At 72.3% G+C, this 20,152-nt stretch carries 16 protein-coding genes; 4 read left to right on the top strand and 12 right to left on the bottom strand.

The genetic code is table 11. The annotated features are described in order from the left end of the window. Positions 1-106: 106 nt before the first annotated feature. Genes AC3AGO_RS25325 through rsmH form a run of 10 tightly spaced genes read right to left on the bottom strand, consistent with a single transcriptional unit; the run spans position 107 to position 12,718 of the window. Positions 107-973, bottom strand: coding sequence for a cell division protein FtsQ/DivIB (locus tag AC3AGO_RS25325; protein ID WP_487822534.1), 867 nt, complete (start codon positions 971-973; stop codon positions 107-109). Positions 974-1,011: 38 nt separating this feature from the next. Continuing rightward, positions 1,012-2,106 (bottom strand): undecaprenyldiphospho-muramoylpentapeptide beta-N-acetylglucosaminyltransferase, encoded by a 1,095-nt coding sequence (murG, locus tag AC3AGO_RS25320; protein WP_487822533.1) that lies wholly within the window; start codon positions 2,104-2,106, stop codon positions 1,012-1,014. Positions 2,107-2,164: 58 nt separating this feature from the next. Next, entirely contained in the window at positions 2,165-3,532 is a 1,368-nt protein-coding gene (gene ftsW / locus AC3AGO_RS25315) for a putative lipid II flippase FtsW (RefSeq protein WP_487822532.1), read from the bottom strand. A gap of 44 nt (positions 3,533-3,576) precedes the next feature. Further along, positions 3,577-5,055, bottom strand: a complete 1,479-nt coding sequence (murD, locus tag AC3AGO_RS25310) for a UDP-N-acetylmuramoyl-L-alanine--D-glutamate ligase (RefSeq protein ID WP_487824808.1) — start codon at positions 5,053-5,055, stop codon at positions 3,577-3,579. Between the two features lie 23 nt (positions 5,056-5,078). After that, entirely contained in the window at positions 5,079-6,143 is a 1,065-nt protein-coding gene (gene mraY / locus AC3AGO_RS25305) for a phospho-N-acetylmuramoyl-pentapeptide-transferase (protein ID WP_487822531.1), read from the bottom strand. Continuing rightward, positions 6,140-7,549 (bottom strand): UDP-N-acetylmuramoyl-tripeptide--D-alanyl-D-alanine ligase, encoded by a 1,410-nt coding sequence (locus AC3AGO_RS25300; RefSeq protein ID WP_487822530.1) that lies wholly within the window; start codon positions 7,547-7,549, stop codon positions 6,140-6,142. Before AC3AGO_RS25300 ends, mraY begins: the two co-directional genes overlap by 4 nt. Positions 7,550-7,554: 5 nt before the next feature. Beyond that, the gene (locus AC3AGO_RS25295) at positions 7,555-9,231 is read right to left on the bottom strand and encodes a UDP-N-acetylmuramoyl-L-alanyl-D-glutamate--2,6-diaminopimelate ligase (protein ID WP_487822529.1); all 1,677 of its coding nucleotides are present in this window, start codon (positions 9,229-9,231) and stop codon (positions 7,555-7,557) included. 15 nt (positions 9,232-9,246) lie between these two features. Beyond that, the gene (locus AC3AGO_RS25290) at positions 9,247-11,418 is read right to left on the bottom strand and encodes a peptidoglycan D,D-transpeptidase FtsI family protein (protein WP_487822528.1); all 2,172 of its coding nucleotides are present in this window, start codon (positions 11,416-11,418) and stop codon (positions 9,247-9,249) included. After that, positions 11,415-11,792 carry a cell division protein FtsL gene (ftsL, locus tag AC3AGO_RS25285; RefSeq protein ID WP_487822527.1) on the bottom strand — a complete coding sequence of 126 codons (378 nt, stop codon included), beginning with the start codon at positions 11,790-11,792 and terminating at the stop codon, positions 11,415-11,417. The genes AC3AGO_RS25290 and ftsL overlap by 4 nt, the downstream gene beginning before the upstream one ends. After that, positions 11,789-12,718 carry a 16S rRNA (cytosine(1402)-N(4))-methyltransferase RsmH gene (gene rsmH / locus AC3AGO_RS25280; RefSeq protein WP_487824807.1) on the bottom strand — a complete coding sequence of 310 codons (930 nt, stop codon included), beginning with the start codon at positions 12,716-12,718 and terminating at the stop codon, positions 11,789-11,791. The genes ftsL and rsmH overlap by 4 nt, the downstream gene beginning before the upstream one ends. Before the next feature lie 285 nt (positions 12,719-13,003). On the opposite strand from rsmH, the gene AC3AGO_RS25275 reads away from it, so the two are divergent. The 4 genes from AC3AGO_RS25275 to AC3AGO_RS25260 all read left to right on the top strand — a co-directional run bounded on the left by AC3AGO_RS25275 (position 13,004) and on the right by AC3AGO_RS25260 (position 18,569). Beyond that, positions 13,004-13,534, top strand: coding sequence for a beta-class carbonic anhydrase (locus AC3AGO_RS25275; RefSeq protein WP_487822526.1), 531 nt, complete (start codon positions 13,004-13,006; stop codon positions 13,532-13,534). A 148-nt stretch (positions 13,535-13,682) separates the two neighbouring features. Beyond that, positions 13,683-14,723 carry an AAA family ATPase gene (locus AC3AGO_RS25270; protein WP_487822525.1) on the top strand — a complete coding sequence of 347 codons (1,041 nt, stop codon included), beginning with the start codon at positions 13,683-13,685 and terminating at the stop codon, positions 14,721-14,723. 1 nt (position 14,724) lies between these two features. After that, positions 14,725-16,182: a DUF58 domain-containing protein gene (locus AC3AGO_RS25265; RefSeq protein WP_487822524.1), complete on the top strand. Its 1,458-nt coding sequence runs from the start codon at positions 14,725-14,727 to the stop codon at positions 16,180-16,182. Next, positions 16,179-18,569, top strand: coding sequence for a transglutaminase TgpA family protein (locus AC3AGO_RS25260; RefSeq protein ID WP_487822523.1), 2,391 nt, complete (start codon positions 16,179-16,181; stop codon positions 18,567-18,569). The genes AC3AGO_RS25265 and AC3AGO_RS25260 overlap by 4 nt, the downstream gene beginning before the upstream one ends. Before the next feature lie 172 nt (positions 18,570-18,741). On the opposite strand, the gene AC3AGO_RS25255 is transcribed toward AC3AGO_RS25260, so the two are convergent. Together AC3AGO_RS25255 and AC3AGO_RS25250 are read right to left on the bottom strand one after the other, a co-directional pair. Further along, positions 18,742-19,173: a DUF3040 domain-containing protein gene (locus AC3AGO_RS25255; protein ID WP_487822522.1), complete on the bottom strand. Its 432-nt coding sequence runs from the start codon at positions 19,171-19,173 to the stop codon at positions 18,742-18,744. Positions 19,174-19,399: 226 nt separating this feature from the next. Beyond that, positions 19,400-20,149: a methyltransferase gene (locus AC3AGO_RS25250; RefSeq protein ID WP_487822521.1), complete on the bottom strand. Its 750-nt coding sequence runs from the start codon at positions 20,147-20,149 to the stop codon at positions 19,400-19,402. Positions 20,150-20,152: the final 3 nt, after the last annotated feature.

The following is a 20,152-nucleotide window of genomic DNA, read 5'->3' as shown; positions in this document are numbered from 1 at the left end:
TTTTTCTTTTCACCCTATGTGGTCACGCTGGGTTGTTCTGATCCAGGGTGCTGGCCTGCAACTATGCGCGTCAACTTACCGGCGCGACAGGCGTGGTGCCGGGATGTCAGAAAGACGTCGTGGCAGGGGCGCTGGGAACGGACACGTCGTAACGCCCCGCATCGGCCGATGCCTTCATCAGGGCGGTCAGGACACGGGACTTGGCGGCGCCCCGCTCGCTGCTCCCCCAGAGCACGGTGCGCCCGTCGGAGAGCTTCAGCGTGATGGCGTCGTACGACCGTACGCGCACTTCCTCCGTGACGGCGGCGACCTTCGGCGGCAGCGCCGCCGCCACCCGGACGGCTTCCCTGCGCAGTCTCGCGGGGCCGAAATGATCCACGCTCAGTGACTCCTCGGGTTCCATCACGAGCAGCGGAACGCCCTTCGGAGGCTGACCGGCTGTGGCGAATCGCACGCCGTGGGCATCCACTTCGGTGTACCCGCCGCCCGTACCGCCCTGTTTCAGGACAAGTTCGGGACGGCGCTCGGTCACCTTCAGCCCGATCCCGTGCGGCCAGGCCCGTACGGCATCGGCCTTCGCGATCCGCGGCAGCCGCTGTTCCAGCCGCCGCTCCACCGCCGCGCGGTCCACGGAGGCGACCGGTCCGCCCACCGGCACCGCGGCGGCCTGTTTGATCTGCTGCTCCGTCAGAACCCGTGCCCCGCTGACCGATACGCGCTCCACGAGCAGCCAGCTGGACCCGTAGACCGCCCACACCCCGAAGGCGCCGAGCATCAGGCTCAGGGCCAGTCCGATGACGACGGTGCGGCGGCGCGGCAGCCGCAGACCGGAGGGGCCTCTCAGCGGAAAGCGGAATCTGCGCCGGGCCCGCTGAACCGGCGGGGGCGCGCCGGCGTCCGACGGGACGCGGGCCCGCGGCGCGCTGTCGCGCCCGCCGCGGTCGGCGTCTGCGGTCTTCGTCGGTCCGGCCACGCTTCCCTGCCTTCTGTCACGCCCCCTGGCCGTGCTCCTCAGCCCTGGCGGCGCGCCGCGATCGCCTCGTTCACCATGCCGACCAACAGCTCGTCGGCGTCCGGACGGCCGAACTCGGCGGCTGCGCGCGCCATGTCGTGCAGCCGGTGCGGATCGGAGAGCACCGGGAGCACGTTGCCCTGGATCCACTCCGGCGTCAGGTCGGCGTCGTCGACGAGCAGTCCGCCGCCGGCCTTCACGACCGGCTGGGCGTTCAGCCGCTGTTCGCCGTTGCCGATCGGCAGCGGAACGTACGCGGCCGGCAGTCCGACGGCCGACAGTTCGGCGACGGTCATCGCGCCCGCACGGCAGAGCATCATGTCGGCCGCGGCGTACGCGAGGTCCATCCGGTCCACATACGGTACCGGGACATACGCCGGCATCCCGGGCATGTTGTCGATCTGCGGCAGTTCGTTCTTCGGGCCGACCGCGTGCAGCACCTGGATGCCGGCGCGCTGGAGATGCGGAACGGCCTGCTGCACCACCTCGTTGAGCCGGCGCGCGCCCTGCGAGCCGCCGGTGACGAGGAGGGTCGGCAGGTTCTGCGCGAGCCCGAAGGCCTCGCGTGCCCCGGGCCGGGCGGCGGCCCGGTCGAGGGTGGCGATGTTCCGGCGCAGCGGGATGCCGATGTAGCGCGCGTTGCGGAGCTTGCTGTCCGGTGTGGACACCGCGACCTGGTGCGCGTACCGCGAACCGATCTTGTTGGCCAGCCCGGGGCGGGCGTTCGCCTCGTGCACGATGATCGGCACACCCAGGCGCTTGGCCGCCAGGTAGGCGGGCAGCGCCACGTAGCCGCCGAAGCCGACGACGGCGTCCGCCTTGGTGCGCTCCAGGATCTGCTCGGTGGCCTTGATGGTGCCGCGCAGCCGGCCCGGCACGGTGATCAGTTCGGGGGTGGGCTTGCGCGGCAGCGGCACGGCCGGGATCAACTCCAGGTCGTAGCCGCGCTCCGGGACGAGCCGGGTCTCCAGCCCGCGCTCCGTACCGAGGGCCGTGATCCCCACGGTCGGGTCCTGCCTGCGCAGGGCATCCGCGAGGGCGAGCGCGGGCTCGATATGGCCGGCGGTCCCCCCACCGGCGAGTACGACGTGCACTCTGATTCACCGCTCTCCGGACGGGGCCGTTCGGCGCACCGTCTCATCGTTGTCCTTCTCACCCCTGCCGGCCTCTGCGCAACAGCTGCCGGAGGCCGGGCCCCCGCGCGTCCAGTGCCGCCCGTGCCGCCGGGTCGCTGCGCGCGAAGGCGATCAGCAGCCCGATGGCGAACATCGTCGGCAGCAGGGCGGACCCACCGTAGGAGAACAGCGGGAGCGGGACACCGGCGATCGGCAACAGGCCGAGCACCGCACCGATGTTGACCACGGCCTGGGCCGTGATCCAGGTGGTCACGCCTCCCGCGGCGTACCTCACGAAGGGGTCCTCCGTGCGTCCGGCCACGCGGATACCCGCATAGCCTAGAGCCGCGAACAGAGCGAGTACCGACAGCGTCCCCGCGAGGCCGAGTTCTTCCCCGGTCACGGCGAAGATGAAGTCGGTGTGCGGTTCGGGGAGTTGGCCCCATTTTTCCACACTCGCCCCGAGGCCCGAACCGAACCATCCCCCCGAGGCCAGCGCGTAGATGCCGTGGACGGCCTGCCAGCACTGGTCGTTGGGGCCCGGGTCGGTGGCGCCGATACAGGCGAGCCGGGCCATCCGGTTGGGGCTGGTCTTGATGAGCAGCGCGCCGACGGCGAGTGCCGCCACCAGTACGCCGGTGAACAGCCGGGTGGGCGCACCCGCCAGCCACAGCAGCCCGAAGAGCACGGCGGTGAGAATGATCGCGGTGCCCATGTCGCCGCCCAGCATGATGAGTCCGAGCAGCAGGAAGGTCACGGGGACGAGCGGCACCAGCATGTGCTTCCACTGGCCGAGCAGCCGCTTCTCGCCCTTCCTGGCGAGCAGGTCGGCGCCCCACAGCACCAGGGCCAGCTTGGCGAACTCGCTGGGCTGCAACTGGAACGGGCCGCCCAGCGAGATCCAGTTCTGGTTGCCGTTCACCGAGAGCCCTATGCCCGGCACCTGCACCAGCGCCATCAGGAAGACGGAGACGGCCAGCAGCGGGTAGGACAGCGCCCGGTGGAGCCGCAGCGGCATCCGGGAGGCGGCGAACAGCAGCCCCATGCCGAGCACCGCGGCGACCAGTTGCTTGCTGAAGAAGTACGTGGAGGAGAGCCCGGACTGCAGCGCCTGGATCTGGGAGGCCGAGAAGACCATCACCAGCCCGAGCGCGGTGAGCAGGAGGCTGCCGCCCAGGATGACGTAGTACGCCGTGAGCGGGCGGTCCCAGGCGCGCCGGGCCCGTCCGTACAGCGACTGCACGGCGCGCAGCGCGTCGCCGCGCGGTGCCCCGGGCCCGTCGTTCCCCGGGCCGCCCCCGGAGCCCCGGGGTCTGCGCTGGGGCGCGCGCGGCGCCGGTGCGGGTACGGCCTTGCCACCGCGTGCGGGGCGGCCCTTGGCGGCTGCCTGTTTGGGGGCCGTCATCTCCGTATCCCCTCCTGGGCCCCGCCGTCGGTGGGACCGGCGGGCTACTTTTCGTGTTGCCGTGTCCGAGGCGCGTCACCGGCGGCGAGTTCGCGTACGGCGTCGGCGAACGCGTCGCCGCGCGCCTTGTAGTTGACGAACATGTCCATCGAGGCGCAGGCCGGGGCCAGCAGCACGGTATCGCCGGTGTGCGCCAGGCGGGCCGCTTCCGAGACGGCCGCCGCCATCGCCCCAGTGTCGGTCCGGTCGAGGTCGACCACGGGAACATCGGGGGCGTGTCGCGCCAGGGCTCCCCGGATGAGCTCCCGGTCCGCGCCGATCAGCACGGCGGCCCTGAGCCGTTTCGCGGAGGCCTGTACGAGCTCGTCGAAGGTGGCGCCCTTGGCGAGTCCGCCGGCGATCCACACGATGGGCTCGTACGCCGCCAACGAGGCTTCGGTGGCGTGGGTGTTGGTGGCCTTGGAGTCGTTCACGTAGGCGACGCCGTCGACGTCGGCGACGTGCGCGATGCGGTGCGCGTCGGGCCGGAAGGCGCGCAGGCCCTCCCGTACGGCCGCGGCCGGCACGCCGTACGCGCGGGCGAGCCCGGCGGCCGCCAGCGCGTTGGCGACGTTGTGCGGGGCCGGCGGGTGGACGTCGGCGACCTCGGCGAGCTCCTGCGCGTTCTCTTTGCGGTCCTCGACGAAGGCGCGGTCGACCAGGATGCCGTCCACGACGCCGAGTTCGGAGGGTGCCGGGCTGGCGAGGGTGAAGCCGATCGCGCGGCAGCCCTCGACGACGTCGGCGTCCCGTACGAGCTGTTCCGTGGCGGGGTCCGCGGTGTTGTAGACGCAGGCGACCCGGTTGCCCTCGTAGATGCGGCCCTTGTCGGCGGCGTACGCCTCCATGGAGCCGTGCCAGTCGAGGTGGTCCGGCGCGAGGTTGAGGACGGTGGCGGAGTGCGGGCGGACGCTGGGGGCCCAGTGCAGCTGGTAGCTGGAGAGCTCCACGGCGAGCACGTCGTACGCGGCGCCGCCGTTCCCGGACTCCCCGGCGTCCTGCTCGACGGCCTCCACCAGCGAGACGCCGATGTTGCCGACGGCTGCGGTGCGCAGTCCGGCCGCCGCCAGGATGGAGGCGAGCATCTGCACGGTCGTCGTCTTGCCGTTGGTGCCGGTGACCGCCAGCCACGGGGCGCTGTCGGGGCCGCGCATGCGCCAGGCCAGCTCCACGTCGCCCCACACGGGTGCGCCGACGGCGTCCGCCGCGGTGAACAGCGCGCTGCCGGGCGGGAATCCGGGCGTGGTGACGACGAGCCGGGTGTCCTCGGGCAGGGTGCGGTCGTCGCCCAGCCGTACGGTGGCGCCGAGCGCCTCCAGGTCGGCGGCCTGCTGCCGGGCGCCCTCGTTGTCACCGCCGTTGACAACGGTGACTCGGGCGCCGTACCGCAGCAGGGCCTTGGCGGCCGGTACGCCGCTGACGCCGAGCCCGGCGACGGTGACCCGGCCCGCGGGGTGCTCCCCCGTGACGCCGAAGCCGGCCAGTTCCTCCGCGAGTGTCCGCCCGGTCAATTGGAGGCCGCCCAGCCTGCGAAGAAGATGCCGACACCGACGATGGCGCAGATGCCCTGGATGATCCAGAAGCGGACCACGACAAGGACTTCGGACCACCCCTGCAGCTCGAAGTGGTGCTGCAGGGGCGCCATTTTGAGCACACGCTTGCCAGTGAGCCGGAAGGAACCGACCTGCACGACGACGGACAGGGTGATGAGGACGAACAGTCCGCCGAGAACGGCCAGCAGCAGTTCCGTACGGGAGCAGATCGCGAGGCCGGCGAGCGCGCCGCCGAGCGCGAGCGAACCGGTGTCGCCCATGAAGACCTTGGCGGGCGAGGTGTTCCACCACAGGAAGCCGAAGCAGGCGCCCATCAGCGCGGCGGCGACCACCGCCAGGTCGAGCGGGTCTCTGACTTCGTAACAGCCCGACCCCGCGGTCACCGCGTTGGCGCAGGACTCCGAGTACTCCCAGACGCAGATGAACACGTACGCGCCGAAGACCATCACGGAGGCGCCGGTGGCGAGGCCGTCGAGGCCGTCGGTGAGGTTCACGCCGTTGGACATCGCGAGGATCATGAAGATCGCCCACACGACGAACAGCACGGGCCCGATGGACCAGCCGAAGTCCTGGGTGAAGGAGAGCTTCGTGGAGGCCGGTGTCTGGCCGCGTACGTCCGCGAAGTTGAGCGCGAGCACCGCGAAGGTGACACCGACGATCAGCTGGCCGGCCATCTTCGCCTTGGCCCGCAGGCCGAGGCTGCGCTGTTTGACGATTTTGATGTAGTCGTCGAGGAAGCCGACCAGGCCCATGCCGGCGAACAGGAACAGCACCAGCACGCCGGAGAACGTCGGCTGATTGCCCGTCAGCAGCTTGGTCAGCCCGTACGCCAGCAGGGTGGCGAGTATGAACGCGATACCGCCCATCGTCGGCGTACCGCGCTTGCTGTGGTGTTCGCGCGGGCCGTCGTCCCGGATGAACTGCCCGTAGCCCTTGGACGCCAGGAACTTGATCAGCAGCGGGGTCCCGACCAGGGACAGGAAGAGTCCGATGACTCCGGAGAAGAGGATTTGCCTCATCGGGCGGCGACCTCGCCCTCGTCTGCTGCCGTGTCCAGCAGCGCGTTCGCGACGCGCTCCAGACCTGCCGAACGGGAAGCCTTCACCAGGACGACATCTCCTGGCCGCAGCTCATCGCGCAGCAGCTCGATCGCCGCTTCCGCGTCGGACACGTGCACCGACTCCTCACCCCACGAACCCTCGTTGTACGCGCCCATCTGCAGCCAGCCGGCCTCCCGGCCGCCCACGGCGACGAGCTTGCTGACGTTGAGCCGGACGGCCAGCCGTCCGACCGCGTCGTGCTCCGCGAGCGCCTCGTCGCCGAGCTCGGCCATCTCGCCGAGCACCGCCCAGGTACGCCGGCCGCGGCCCATCGCGGCCAGCGCGCGGAGCGCTGCCCGGGTGGAGTCCGGGTTGGCGTTGTAGGCGTCGTTGACGACCGTGACGCCGTCGGCGCGCTCGGTGACCTCCATGCGCCAGCGGGAGAGCGTGCCCGCGGCGGAGAGCGCTTCGGCGATGTCCCCCGCGGGCATGCCCAGTTCGTGGGCGACGGCCGCCGCGGCGAGCGCGTTCGACACGTGGTGCTCACCGTACAGCCGCAGGGTCACGGCTCCGCACCCGGTCGGTGTGTGCAGCGTGAAGGAGGGGCGGCCGTCCTCGGTGAGCTGGACATCCCCGGCACGTACGTCGGCCTCGGCGTTCTCGCCGAAGAAGAGCACGCGGGCCTTCGTCCGCGAGGCCATGGCACGTACGAGGGGGTCGTCGGCGTTCAGCACGGCCGTGCCGTCCTCGGGGAGAACCTCGACCAGTTCGCCCTTGGCCTGGGCGATCTGCTCGCGTCCGCCGAACTCGCCGATGTGCGCGGTGCCGACGTTCAGTACGACGCCGATCCGCGGCGGGGTCAGCGAGGCCAGATAGCGGATGTGGCCGATGCCGCGGGCGCCCATCTCCAGGACGAGATGGCGGGTTTCGCGGTCGGCTCGCAGCGCGGTGAGCGGCAGTCCGATCTCGTTGTTGAACGAGCCGGGCGGCCAGACAGTGGGTCCGATCCGCTCCAGCAGCTGGGCGATCAGGTCCTTGGTGCTGGTCTTGCCCGCGGACCCGGTGAGCGCGACGGTGCAGGTGCCCAGCTCCGTCGTGAGGTGGCGGGCGAGTGCGCCGAGGGCCCTGGTCACGTCGTCGACGACGATCGCGGGGACCCCGACGGGTCGGGTGGCGAGTACGGCGACGGCGCCGGCCTCGACAGCGGTGAGCGCGTAGTCGTGGCCGTCGACGTGTTCACCGTTGAAGGCGGCGAACAGGCCGCCGGGGACGGCCTGTCGGGAATCGATCACAACGGGCCCGGTGACCTGCGCGTCCGGGTCCGGTATGTCGTGCGGCTGCCCGGAGACGACAGCGGCGATGTCGGAGAGGGTGAGGGGGATCATCGGTCTCAGGCGTCTGTCCGGTGGTCAGGGATTCTGGAGGCGCGCTCGATGGCGGCGCGCAGTACCTGCTTGTCGTCGAAGGGCCGGAGCACTCCGGCGATGTCCTGGCCCTGCTCGTGTCCCTTGCCGAGGACGAGGACGGCGTCCCCGGGCTCGGCGCGGGCGACCGCCGCGGCGATGGCCGCGGCCCTGTCCTCTTCCAGGAGCACGGTGCCGCGTTCGTGGGCGGGCACCTCGGCGGCGCCGCCGAGCATGCTGGCGAGGATGGCCAGGGGGTCCTCGGTGCGGGGGTTGTCCGAGGTGAGTACGGCGGTGTCGGCGAGGCGTGCGAGGGCGGCGCCCATCGCGGTGCGCTTGTGCGGGTCGCGGTCGCCGCCGCAGCCGAGCACGGCGTGCAGATTGCCGTCGGTGACCTTGCGTACCGCGTACAGCACGGACTCGACGGCGTCGGGTTTGTGCGCGTAGTCGACGGCGGCGAGGAAGTCCTGCCCCGCGTCGACCCGTTCGAGCCTGCCGGGTACGCCGGGCACGGCGGCGACGCCGTCGGCGGCGGTCTGCGGGTCGATGCCGGCGACGGCCAGCGCGGTGATGGCGGCCAGCGCGTTGGCGACGTTGAACGGTCCGGGCAGCGGCGCCGCGGCCCGTACGGTCTCGCCGTCCGGTCCTGTGACGGTGAACGTCGAGCCGAGCGGGCCCACTTCGACGTCGGAGGCGCGCCAGTCGGCGTCCGGGTGGCCCTCGGCGGAGAACGTGGTGACGGGCACCTCGGACTCGGTGATCAGCCGCTGGCCCCACTCGTCGTCGGCGTTGACCACGCCGGCACGCGAGCGGGCCTTGGTGAACAGCTGCTTCTTGGCCCGGAAGTAGTCCTCCATGTCCGGGTGGAAGTCGAGGTGTTCGGGGCTGAGGTTGTTGAAGACGCCGATGTCGAAGACACAGCCGTCGACCCGGCCCAGCACCAGCGCGTGGCTGGAGACCTCCATGGTCACGGCGGTCACGCCGCGTTCCCGCATCACCGCGAACAGGCCCTGCAGCTCGGTGGCTTCGGGCGTGGTCCGCTCGGACTTCACGCGCTCGTCGCCGATCCGGGACTCGACGGTGCCGATCAGCCCGGTGAGGCTGCCTTCCTTCTCCGCGGCCTGCCGCAGCCCGCCGTCCACCAGGTAGGCGGTGGTGGTCTTGCCGGAGGTGCCGGTGATGCCGATCTGCAGCAGGTCCCGGCCGGGCTCGCCGTAGATGGCCGCGGCCAGCGCGCCCATCCGGCCGCGCGGGTCCGGTACGGCCAGCACCGGCAGCCCGGTCGCGGCCGCGCGCTCGGCACCCGCCGGGTCGGTCAGTACGGCGACCGCGCCCAGGCCCGCCGCCTGCGTGGCGAAATCGGCGCCGTGGAAACGGGCGCCGGGCAGCGCGGCGTAGACGTCTCCGGGCCGTACGGCGCGCGAGTCGTGGGTGATGCCGGTCGCGGCGGCGTCACCCTCGGGCGCCTCGGCGCCGAGCTGCCGGGCCAGTTCCGCCAGGGGAACCGGTTCGACATGCGTGGGGCGCGGCGGTCCGGGGTAGATCTGATCAGCTTGTGGCACGGCGGTGAGCGTACCGGGCGGACCGGGCGTGCCGCGAAGTGAGGGGCTTCCCGGGCCCGGAGGCTCCGGTGGGTTGTACCCGTTTTCGGTGATCGTTCTCACGCGCTGTACTCTCCGTCATCCGCCGGACTCGTCCGTTTTCGGTTGGGGCTGGCCGGCCATCACCGGGAGCCGTGCCGGGCCCTCCCCGGTGGGCGGGACCTGCAGGGACTTCAGGGAGAACTTCATGACCTGCTTGTAGACGGGTCCGCAGACGTCGCTGCCGAAGTAGCTGCCCTTCTTGGGGTTCTGGACGGCGCAGTAGACGGTGATGCGCGGCTTGTCGGCCGGCGCGAAGCCCGCGAAGGACGCCGTGTAGCCCTTGTATCCGCCGGTCTCGGGGTCCACCCGGTTGGCCGTGCCGGTCTTTCCCGCCACCCGGTAGCCGGGGATCTTCGCCGTGGTGCCGGTGCCCTCCATGTCGTCCACGACGGACTCCAGCATCCGCGAGAGGGTTTTCGCCGTCTTCTCGCTGACCACGCGCTCCTTCTCCGGCTTCGGCTCGGCCGTGTACTGCCCGTCGGGCCCGCGCGTGCCGCGGACGAGGCTGGGCTCCGTCCGTACGCCGCCGTTGGCGATCGTGGAGTAGATGGACGCGGCCTGGACCGCGTTGAGCGAGAGGCCCTGGCCGAACGGGATCGTGTACTGCTGCGAGGCGCTCCACTTGTCCGGCGGTGCCAGCAGGCCGTCCGTCTCGCCCGGCATGCCCAGTCCGGTCGGCTGTCCGATGCCGAACTTCCGCATGTAGCCGTGCAGCACCTTGTTGGCCTGTTTCTGCGTCTTGCCGAGCTGTTCGCTGGCCAGAATGGTGCCGATGTTGCTGGACTTGGCCAGTACGCCGTTGAGCGTGAGGTGCCAGGTCGGGTGGTCCACGTCGTCGGCGAAGGCGCGGTCGGCGCGCTTCAGCCGGTTGGGCACGGTCACGGCGGTGCCGGGCGTGGCCTTGTGCTCCTGCAGGACGGCGGCCATCGCCATCAGCTTGCTGGTGGAGCCCGGTTCGTACGCGTCCTGGAGCGCGGCGTTGCCGAGGGCGTCGGCGTCCGCCTTGGCGATGTTGTTCGGGTCGAAGTCCGGCGCGTTGGCCATGGCGAGCAGTTCGCCGGTCTTGGTGTCCTGGACGATGACGTAACCGCGGTCGGCGCCGGACTGTTTGACCTGTTCGGAGATGGCCTGCTGCGCGGACCACTGGATGTCGCGGTCCAGCGTGAGGTCCACGTCGGAGCCGGGGCGCGCGGGCCGTTCCTGCACGCCGGCCGTGGGGACCTGGCGGCCGCCGGACTGGGCGTACGTGATCTTGCCGTCCTTGCCCGCCAGCTTCTTGTCCAGCTGGGCCTCCAGGCCGGCGCCGCCCTGCCCCTGGGAGTTGACGAAGCCGAGCACGGAGGACGCCAGCTGTTTGTTGGGATACACGCGCTTGGCGTGCTCCTCCTGGTAGATGCCGGCCAGGACGTCGGCGTCCTTGCCGCTCGACGCCTTCTCCGCGAGTTCCGCCTTCAGCTTCTTGATCTTCTGCCAGGTCTGCGGGGTCTGCTGCCGGGCGAGCAGCACATAGCGGGTGTTCTTCGTGGACAGCTTGTCCGCCAGCTCCTGTTCGCCCTCGCCGAGCAGCGGGGCGAGCAGCGCCGCCGCACGGGCGGGCGCGTCGGCGACGCCGGTCTGCTTCGGGGAGAGCAGATACGGGTCAGCCGTGATGTCGTACGCGTCGACCGTGGTGGCCAGCGCCGTGCCGTCGCGGGAGGAGACGGTGCCGCGCTCGGCCGGCTTGGACGTGGTGATGTAGCGGTTCAGCGCCGCCTTGTCGGCGAACGTCCCGGCGTCGACGGCCTGCACCTGCAGCAGCCTGATGCCGAACGCCAGCACCACGAGGCTCAGTCCGAGCGCGACCAGCCGCAGCCGCGCCTTGGGGTTGGCGAGCCGGATCGGACCGCCGCCGCCTCCCTGGCCGCCCTGCCCCCGCCGGCCGCCGGGCCCCGCGGAGCCTCCCGGGCCGCCGGACCCGCGGCCCTGCTGCGGTCTGCGCTGCGCGGGCCGGCTCTGCTGCGACCGGTTCTCCTGCTGCGCACGGGGTCGCCGGGACCCCTGCGGCGTGCTCCGCCGCTCCCGGTCCTGCGGCGACCTGCCCTGCGCCGTGCCGCCCTGTGCTGTGCCGCCCTGTGAGGGCCTGCCCTCTGCGGACCTGCCCTGCCGTGCACCGCCCTGCGGGCGCGGTACGCGTCGCCGGTCCGGGTCGTCCGGGGAACGCCCGCTCACTGTTCCTCCTGTGCCGGGTCGCCGCTCGCGGGCTGCGGACTGCCCTTGACCTTGCCGTCGGGGCCCAGGAAGGCGGGGTTGCCGCCGGGGACCAGGCCCAGTTCGCGGGCGCGCTGTTCGAGCGTGCCGGGCGCCGAGTAGGAGTCGACCTCCTGCTCCAGCGCCTGCTGTTCGTCGGTGAGCTCCCCGGTCTGCTTCTCCAGCTTCGCCAGCTTGAACGACCCCTGGTTGAGCGAGGCGTTGAGCAGCAGCAGCATCAGCAGGCCGGAGCCCAGCAGCAGGACGACCAGCAGGACGAAAGGCGCCCGCGCCGCATGCGAGGTGCCCGCGGGCACCAGCCGGGCGAGTCTGGTCAGCCGCTGCTGAGCGGTCACGTGGCCTCCCTGATGCGCTCGGCCCCGCGCAGCCTTGCCGGCGCCGCGCGGCGGTTCTCGGCGATCTCTTCTTCAGTGGGAAGTTCGGCGCCGCGGGTCAGCAGCTTGAGCCGCGGCTGGTACTGCTCGGGTACGACGGGCAGCCCCGCGGGTGCCGTGCTGGCCGCGCCGGCGGCGAGCACCCGCTTCACGAGCCGGTCCTCCAGCGAGTGGTAGGACAGCACGGCGATGCGGCCGTTGACGGCGAGCGCCTCCACGGCGTCCGGAACTGCCCGTTCCAGCACCGGGAGTTCGCCGTTGACCTCGATCCGCAGGGCCTGGAAGGTGCGCTTGGCGGGGTTGCCGCCGTGCCGCTTGGCGGCCTGCGGCAGCGCGTCCCTGATGACCTCGACGAGCCGGGCGCTGCGGCTGAAGGGCTCCTTCACCCGCTCCTTCACCACGGCCTCGACGATCCGCTTGGCCTGCTTCTCCTCGCCGTACTGGCGCAGGATGCGCACCAGTTCACCCGGCGCGTACGTGTTGAGGACCTCGGCGGCGCTGATGCCGGTCGACTGGTCCATCCGCATGTCGAGCGGCGCGTCCTGCGCGTACGCGAAACCGCGGTCCGCCTCGTCGAGCTGCATGGACGACACCCCGAGGTCGAACAGCACGCCCTGGACACGCGGGGTGTCCAACCGCTCCAGCACGTCGGTCAGTTCGTCGTAGACGGCGTGTACGAGGGTGGCGCGGCCGGCGTACGGGGCGAGCCGTTCGCCCGCGAGCCGCAGCGCCTCCTTGTCCCGGTCCAGGCCGATCAGCCGCACCGAGGGGAAGGTGGACAGCAGGGCCTCACTGTGGCCGCCGAGGCCGAGGGTGCAGTCGACGACGGTCGCTCCGGGCTCGGCGAGGGCGGGCGCCAGCATGTCCAGACAGCGCCGCAGCATCACCGGCCGGTGCCGCTCCCCCGCGTGCTGGTCATCGGCGGACTGCTCGTTGCTGGTCATGTGCCCTCTCACGTCAGGCGGGCACGCACGCACATGCTCCGGATTCCCCGCCCGCTCGTCCACTTCGCGTCACTTTAGTCCACGCCTCCCCCCGGTCAACCAACTGGTCAGGCGCGTCCCCGACAGCGTGGACACGGCTCTGTGTACTGCCTCACATACCGCTCTGCTGACCGTTTCGCCCCTTCTCACAGCAGGCCCGGCAACGGTGTGCGCCGTAACGTCTTACGCATGGCCATATCCACACACCGCCCGCAGCCCGAGGACGGCACCGTCACCGACCGGCTCGTCGAGGCGAACCAGCAGTACGCAGCCCACTTCACCGACCCCGGCATGGACGCCAGACCCGTGCTCAAGGTCGCCGTCGTGTCCTGTATGGACGCCCGGATCGACCTGCACGAGGCGCTCGGACTCGAACTCGGCGACTGCCACACCATCCGGAACGCCGGCGGCGTGGTCACCGAGGACATCGTCCGTTCTCTCACCATCAGTCAGCGCGCCCTGGGCACCCGCTCCGTGGTGCTCATCCACCACACCGGATGCGGACTGCTGAATCTGACGGAGGACTTCCGGCACGAGCTGGCCGAAGAGGTCGGGCAGCGTCCGGCGTGGGCGGTGGAGGCCTTCAAGGACCTCGACCAGGACGTACGCCAGTCCATGGAACGCGTGCGGACCTCGCCGTTTCTGCTCCATACGGACGATGTGCGCGGCTTCGTCTTCGACGTGACGACGGGCCTGCTGCGCGAGATCGACCCGGCATAGAGCCTCCGCGCGGCGCACGGTTCCGGCCGGAGATCACCCCGGACCGGTGACGCGGGGCCCGGTCGGCGTGAAGAATGCGTGTGATGGCACCAGTTGCGCGATCGCATGCACCACGACGGGACGACGGGGACGGGACGAGGAGGGCCGGGTGACGACCTATGAGGAGCGGGCGGACCTCACCGATCTGAGCAGTACGGCGGACCGGATCCGCCGCTCGGTGGAGTCGGTGATCGAGGGCAAGCCGGAGGTCGTACGGCTCTCGCTGACCGTGCTGCTCGCCGAGGGGCACCTCCTGATCGAGGACGTGCCCGGCGTCGGCAAGACGATGCTCGCGAAGGCGCTGGCCAGATCCATCGACTGTTCGGTGCGGCGGATCCAGTTCACCCCGGATCTGCTGCCCTCCGACATCACCGGGGTCAGCGTCTTCGACCAGCAGCGGCAGGACTTCGAATTCAAGCCGGGCGCGGTCTTCGCACAGATCGTGATCGGCGACGAGATCAACCGCGCCTCCCCCAAGACCCAGTCGGCACTGCTGGAGTCGATGGAGGAGCGGCAGGTCACCATCGACGGCAGGACGTACGGACTGCCCGACCCGTTCATGGTGGTCGCCACGCAGAACCCGGTCGAGATGGAGGGCACCTACCCGCTGCCCGAGGCCCAGCGCGACCGGTTCATGGCCCGGGTCTCCATCGGCTATCCGAGCCCGGCGGCCGAACTGGAGATGCTCGATGTGCACGGGGGCGCCGACCCGCTGAACGACCTGCAGCCCGTCGCGCACGCGCAGGAGATCACCAAGCTGATCGACGCGGTGCGGCGCGTCCACGTGGCCGACCCGGTGCGGCGGTACGCGATCGAGCTGAGCGCGGCCACCCGCTCGCACCCCGACCTGCGGCTCGGCGCCTCGCCCCGCGCGACGCTGCACCTGCTGCGCGCTGCCAGGGCCTCGGCGGCGCTGGCCGGCCGGGAGTACGCGCTGCCGGACGACGTACAGGAGCTGGCCCGGCCGGTGCTGGCGCACCGTCTGCTGCCCACCGCACAGGCCCAGTTGAACCGGCGCTCCGCCGAGCAGGTCGTCACGGAGATCGTGCAGCAGGTGCCGGTGCCCTCGGCGGGCGCCCCGCCCAGCCGCCCGTCCACAGCGCAGCCCTCACCCGACGGTCATCACCGGCAGCCCCGCCAGGGATTCTGAGATGTCCGGCGCGGGGGCGGCCCGGACGGCGGGCGACGCGGAGGCCGGCCGTACGACGAGCGGCGCGCCCGGCACCCCGGAAGACGGCGGGGACGGCCGGCGGGGCCCGCTGCGCACGGCGTTCGGCGGGCTCACCACGCGCGGCCGGTCCTTCCTCGCCGCGGGCATCGCCGCCGTCGTGTGCGCGTACGTGCTCGGCCAGGGCGACCTGCTGCGCGTGGGGATCCTGCTGGGGGCCCTGCCGCTGGTGTGCGTGCTGGTGCTGTACCGCACGCGCTACCGCGTCGCCGGGTCCCGCAGGCTGGACCCGGCGCGGGTGTCCGCCCGTACGGAGGCGCGCGTCCATCTGCGCGTCGACAACGTGTCCCGGCTGCCGACCGGTGCGCTCATGCTGCAGGACCGCGTGCCGTACGTACTGGGCCCGCGGCCCCGCTTCGTACTGGACCGGGTCGAGCCCGGCGGCCGGCGCGAGGTGTCCTACAAGGTGCGCTCCGACCTGCGCGGCCGGTACGAGCTCGGCCCGCTCCAGCTGCGGCTGTCCGACCCGTTCGGCATGTGCGAACTGACGCGCTCCTTCAGCACGTTCGACACGCTGACCGTCATCCCGCAGGCCGAGACGCTCCCCCCGGCGCAGCTGGCGGGCGAGACCACCGGCTACGGGGACGGCAGACAGCGCTCCCTCGCGCTGGCCGGCGAGGACGACGTGATCCCCCGCGGCTACCGGTACGGCGACGATCTCCGCCGCGTCCACTGGCGCTCCACCGCGCGGTACGGCGAGCTGATGGTGCGCCGCGAGGAGCAGCCCCAGAAGGCGCGCTGCACCGTCCTGCTGGACACCCGCCGCGGCACGTACGCGGGCTCCGGCCCCGACTCGCCCTTCGAGTGGGCGGTGTCCGGCGCCGCCTCGGTCTGCCTGCACCTGCTGGAACGGGGCTACGCCGTACGGCTGCTCACCGACACCGGCGCGATGGCCCCGGGCCCCGAGGGCGCCGCCTTCACCGGCGACGCCTCCGACACCGCGGGGCTGCTGCTGGACACCCTCGCCGTGCTCGGCCAGTCGGACAGCCCGAGCCTCGCCCAGGCGTACGACGCGCTGCGCGGCGGTACGGGCGGCCAGGAGGGACTGCTGGTGGCGTTCCTCGGCGACCTGGACGAGGAGGAGGCCGTCACGGTCGCCCGTATGCGGCAGCGCACGAACCGCGCGGTCGCCTTCGTCTCCCGCCCGGGCCCCGCCGTACGGGAAGCGGACGGCGAACCGTACGGCGCCCGGAACGCCAACGGGACCGACGGGAACGGCGGGAACGGGAACGGGACCGGCGGGGGCAGCGGCGCGGAGGACGGACCGCTGCGCGTCCTGCGCGAGTCGGGCTGGAGCGCGCTGGCCGGCGGCCCCGGCATCCCGCTGGCCGGGCTGTGGCAGGAGGCGGACAAGGCGACGCTGAAGGGGCTGGACCGATGAGTGGACGCGGACGGCTCGCGGTCTGCGCGGCGTTGGCCACCCTCGCCGCGGCGAGCGCCCTGCTGCCCCTGGTCTCCCCGGCGACATGGCTGCTGCAGGCCGCCGTGCTGCTCGGGGTGCAGAGCGCCGTGGGAGCGGCGGCCCGCAGGGTGCCGCTGGCCCGCCCGCTGACCGTGGCGCTCCAGGCGCTGGTGTCGCTGCTGATGCTCACGGTCTTCTTCGCGCACGAGGTGGCGCCCGGCGGGGTGCTGCCCTCTCCCGAGGTCTTCGCCCACCTCGGTGACCTGCTGAACTCCGGCGGCCAGGACGTCGGCCGGTACGCCATCCCGGCACCGGTCACCGCGGGTATCCGGCTGCTGCTCGTCGGCGGGGTCGTGGTGATCGGGCTGCTGGTGGACGCCATAGCGGTCACCTTCCGCAGCGCGGCGCCCGCCGGGCTGCCGCTGCTCGCCCTGTACTCGGTGGCCGCGGGCCTGGGCCAGGGCGGCGCGAGCTGGCTGTGGTTCCTGTGCGCGGCCGGCGGCTATCTGCTGCTCCTCCTCGCCGAGGGCCGGGAGCGGCTGTCCCAGTGGGGCCGCGCCTTCACCGGGCGCGGCACCGGCGACCGGACCAGACCGGGGACGGCCGCGGCGCAGCCGGGCGCCGCCCAGGGACCGGCGGCCCCGGTCCGTACGGGCCGCCGTATCGGCGCGCTCACCCTCGGCGTGGCCCTGCTCGTCCCGGCCGCGCTGCCGTCGCTGAGCGGCGGACTCCTGGACGCGGCCCGCTCCGGCGCCGGGTCCGCGAACGGCTCCGGCGGTACGGTCTCCGCGGTGAACCCGCTGGTCGCGCTGCAGGACAGCCTCAACCAGCCGGAGGACCGCACCGCCCTGTCGTACTCCACCAGCACCGACAGCACACAGGACATGTATCTGCGGATCGTCGCGCTCGACAGGTTCGACGGTTCCTCGTGGAAGCCCTCGGAGCGGCGGATCAACGAGGTGCCCGACCAGCTGCCGCAGCCGCCGGGCCTCTCCCCCGGTGTCCGTACCGAGCGCGTGCGCACCTCTGTCACGGCGGCCGACTGGTACGGGCAGAACTGGCTGCCCATGCCGTACCCCGCGGACAAGGTGAGCATCGACGGCCGCTGGCGCTTCGAACCGGAGGGCCGGACCCTCGTCGGCGACCGCGGCCAGACCACCCGCGGCAGCCGGTACGACGTGGAGAGCCTGCTGGTCCGGCCCACGGCACGGCAGCTCGCCGACGCCCCTCCGCCGCCCCGGGACCTGGCCGAGGAGTACACCCGGGTGCCCGAGTCCCTGCCGTCCCTCGTGCACCGCAAGGCGGTCCAGGTGACCCGCGGCTCGTCGAACGACTACGAGCGCGCGGTGAAACTCCAGGACTGGTTCGCGCTGGACGGCGGCTTCACCTACGACACGGAGGTACGGGCCGGCAGCGGCTCGGCCGCGATCGTCAACTTCCTGGAGCAGAAAGAGGGCTTCTGCGTCCACTTCGCCTTCTCGATGGCGGCGATGGCCCGCACCCTCGGCATCCCCGCCCGCGTCGCGGTCGGCTTCACCCCGGGTACCGCCCAGGGCAACGACCGGATGGCGGTCGGCCTCAAAGATGCGCACGCCTGGCCGGAGTTGTACTTCGAGGGCGTCGGGTGGACCCGCTTCGAACCGACCCCCACGCGCGGCACAGCGCCCGACTACGCCCAGTCCGACGTCCCCGACCCGAGCCGGAACCCGGGCGAGACCCTCCCGGACCGCGGCCAGACCACCCAGCCGTCCCCCGCGCCCTCGCAGTCCGACACCTGCACGGCCCAGGAGAAGCGGCTCGACCCGCAGTGCGGCCAGGCGGCGGCGCCGTCCTCCGGAGGCCGGTCGGGCGGCGGCTTCCCCACCGGCACGGTGACGGTGGCGGCCGCGGCCCTGCTGGTGCTGGGCATCCCCCTGCTGCCGCTGCTGTGGCGGGTGCGGATCCGGCGACGACGGCTCGGCCCGCACCCCGCACCGGACGCCGCGGTACTGGCGGCCTGGCGTGAACTCACCGACTCCGCCTGGGACTACGGGGTGGTGCCGGACGGCTCGGCCACCCCGCGGCAGACCGCCGCCCGGATCGCCCGGATCGGTGAGCTGGACGCGGAGTCCGCGGCCGCGGCCCAGCGGCTCGCCCTCTCGGTGGAGCAGGTGCTCTACGCGCCCAGCCCCCGCCCGGAGGAGGGACCGGCCGACGCCGTACGGCGGGTCCGGGCCGGCCTGCGGGAAGCGGCACCGCGCGGGCTGCGGATCCGGGCCCTGCTGCTGCCCCGTTCCGCTGTCCGGGCCACGCAGGGGATCACCGGCCGCTGGTCGGCGCTGCACCGGCGCTGGACGGGCGCGCTCCGCACCCGCTTCGCACGCTGACCGCGTACGGCACCCTGCCCGCCCGCGGCTGACGGCGCACGGCCGGCCGACCGCACACGACTGTGGGGCCGCAGAAGAACTGCGGCCCCACACAAGATCTTTTTCGGTTCCTCAGGGTCGGCCGACGGGAGGAGACAGCGCCACCAGGAGCGTTACCGGCTCGCCAGGGGTGTCACTGACTGTCCTCGCCTCGCCGGCGCTGCCAGCGCTCCTCGATGCGGTGCATCATCGAACGCCGCTGCCGTGGCTGCTGCCTGCGGGATTGCTGGCCGGTGCCACCGCTCCCGCCCTGGGCCTGAGCCTGCTGGCCCGTACCCTGCTGCTCGCCGTTCCGGGGAGCCTTGCGCCAGCCGGTGACCGCAAGCACGGCGCATCCGAGCATGACGAGGAACCCCACGACGCTGATCCAGATCTGCTGCGCGACCATCCCGGCCATGAGCAGGGCGATACCCACAAGAAAGCCTGCGACCGCCTGGTAGACCCGTTTGCGGGTGTAGCGGCGCAGCTCACTTCCCTCGAGCGCTGTCGCGAACTTGGGATCTTCGGCATACAGCGCTCGCTCCATCTGCTCGAGCATCCGCTGCTCGTGCTCAGAGAGCGGCACGGAGTCCTCCTACTCGTCGGTCGCGGGGGCGACCGGATGCGACCCTTCAAGGATAGGCAGGGAATCGCCCCCGTGAAACCCGCCCCTCTACGCCAATTCCTCCCACCAGCACCGAAATGCCGAACGCCGACGGTCGGCTGTGCACTGCTGCATTCCCGTGCCGTCTGTCCGCCATGCCGGACGGTGTGCCTCGATCATACGGCGCCGGGCCGCTGATCGGGCGCGGCTACCGGGCCTCGGCCAGAACGTGCAGCTGGCTCGCCACCGAGTGGAAGGCGGGCAGTTCGGCGGCGGCGGCCTCCAGGCGGGAGAGGGCCTCCTGTGCGTCGGGCTCCGCGTCGACCAGGGCGCCGGGCACGAGATCGGCGAAAACCCGCACTCCGTGCACCGCTTCGACCTCCAGGCCGGTCGCGGTGACCAGCTCGGTCAGCTGCTCCGCAGTGAAGCGGCGGGGCATCGGGTCGCTCTCGCCCCAGCGGCCGTCCGTGGCGGTCAGGGCCTGCCGGGCCTCGGTGAAATGCCCGGCCAGGGCGCGGCCGAGAACCGCCCCTCCGAGCCCGGCGGCGAGCAGGCTGAGAGTGCCGCCGTCGTGGCGCAGCGCGGCTACGGCATTGCGCAGGCCCTCCGCCGGGTCGTCGACGTACTCCAGGACACCGTGGCAGAGGACGGCGTCATAGCCGTCCCGCTCTACGACGTCGAACAGGCCGTGTGCGTCGCCCTGTACGCCCCGCACCTGATCGGCGACGCCCGCCTCGGCGGCCCGGCGCTCCAGCGCGAAAAGGGCGTCGGGGCTCGGGTCCACCACGGTGACGCGGTGGCCCAGGCGGGCGACGGGGACCGCGAAGTTGCCCGTGCCGCCGCCGGTGTCGAGGACGTCGAGGCTCTCCCGGGCCGCGGCCTTCACCCGCCGGTCGAGGGCTCCTCGCAGCACCTCCCAGACCACGGCGGTACGGAGTGTTGCGCTGGGGCGGGACATGGC

The organism is Streptomyces sp. BL1, from assembly GCF_057628045.1.
This window is presented reverse-complemented; position numbering and strand designations above follow the sequence as displayed.

Coding starts and splice junctions, on each gene's coding strand:
- mraY (WP_487822531.1), bottom strand. CDS start 6,143: ATGAGGCAAATCCTCTTCTCCGGAGTCATCGGACTCTTCCTGTCCCTG.
- ftsW (WP_487822532.1), bottom strand. CDS start 3,532: ATGACGGCCCCCAAACAGGCAGCCGCCAAGGGCCGCCCCGCACGCGGT.
- AC3AGO_RS25265 (WP_487822524.1), top strand. CDS start 14,725: ATGTCCGGCGCGGGGGCGGCCCGGACGGCGGGCGACGCGGAGGCCGGC.
- AC3AGO_RS25250 (WP_487822521.1), bottom strand. CDS start 20,149: ATGTCCCGCCCCAGCGCAACACTCCGTACCGCCGTGGTCTGGGAGGTG.
- AC3AGO_RS25300 (WP_487822530.1), bottom strand. CDS start 7,549: ATGATCCCCCTCACCCTCTCCGACATCGCCGCTGTCGTCTCCGGGCAG.
- AC3AGO_RS25260 (WP_487822523.1), top strand. CDS start 16,179: ATGAGTGGACGCGGACGGCTCGCGGTCTGCGCGGCGTTGGCCACCCTC.
- AC3AGO_RS25275 (WP_487822526.1), top strand. CDS start 13,004: ATGGCCATATCCACACACCGCCCGCAGCCCGAGGACGGCACCGTCACC.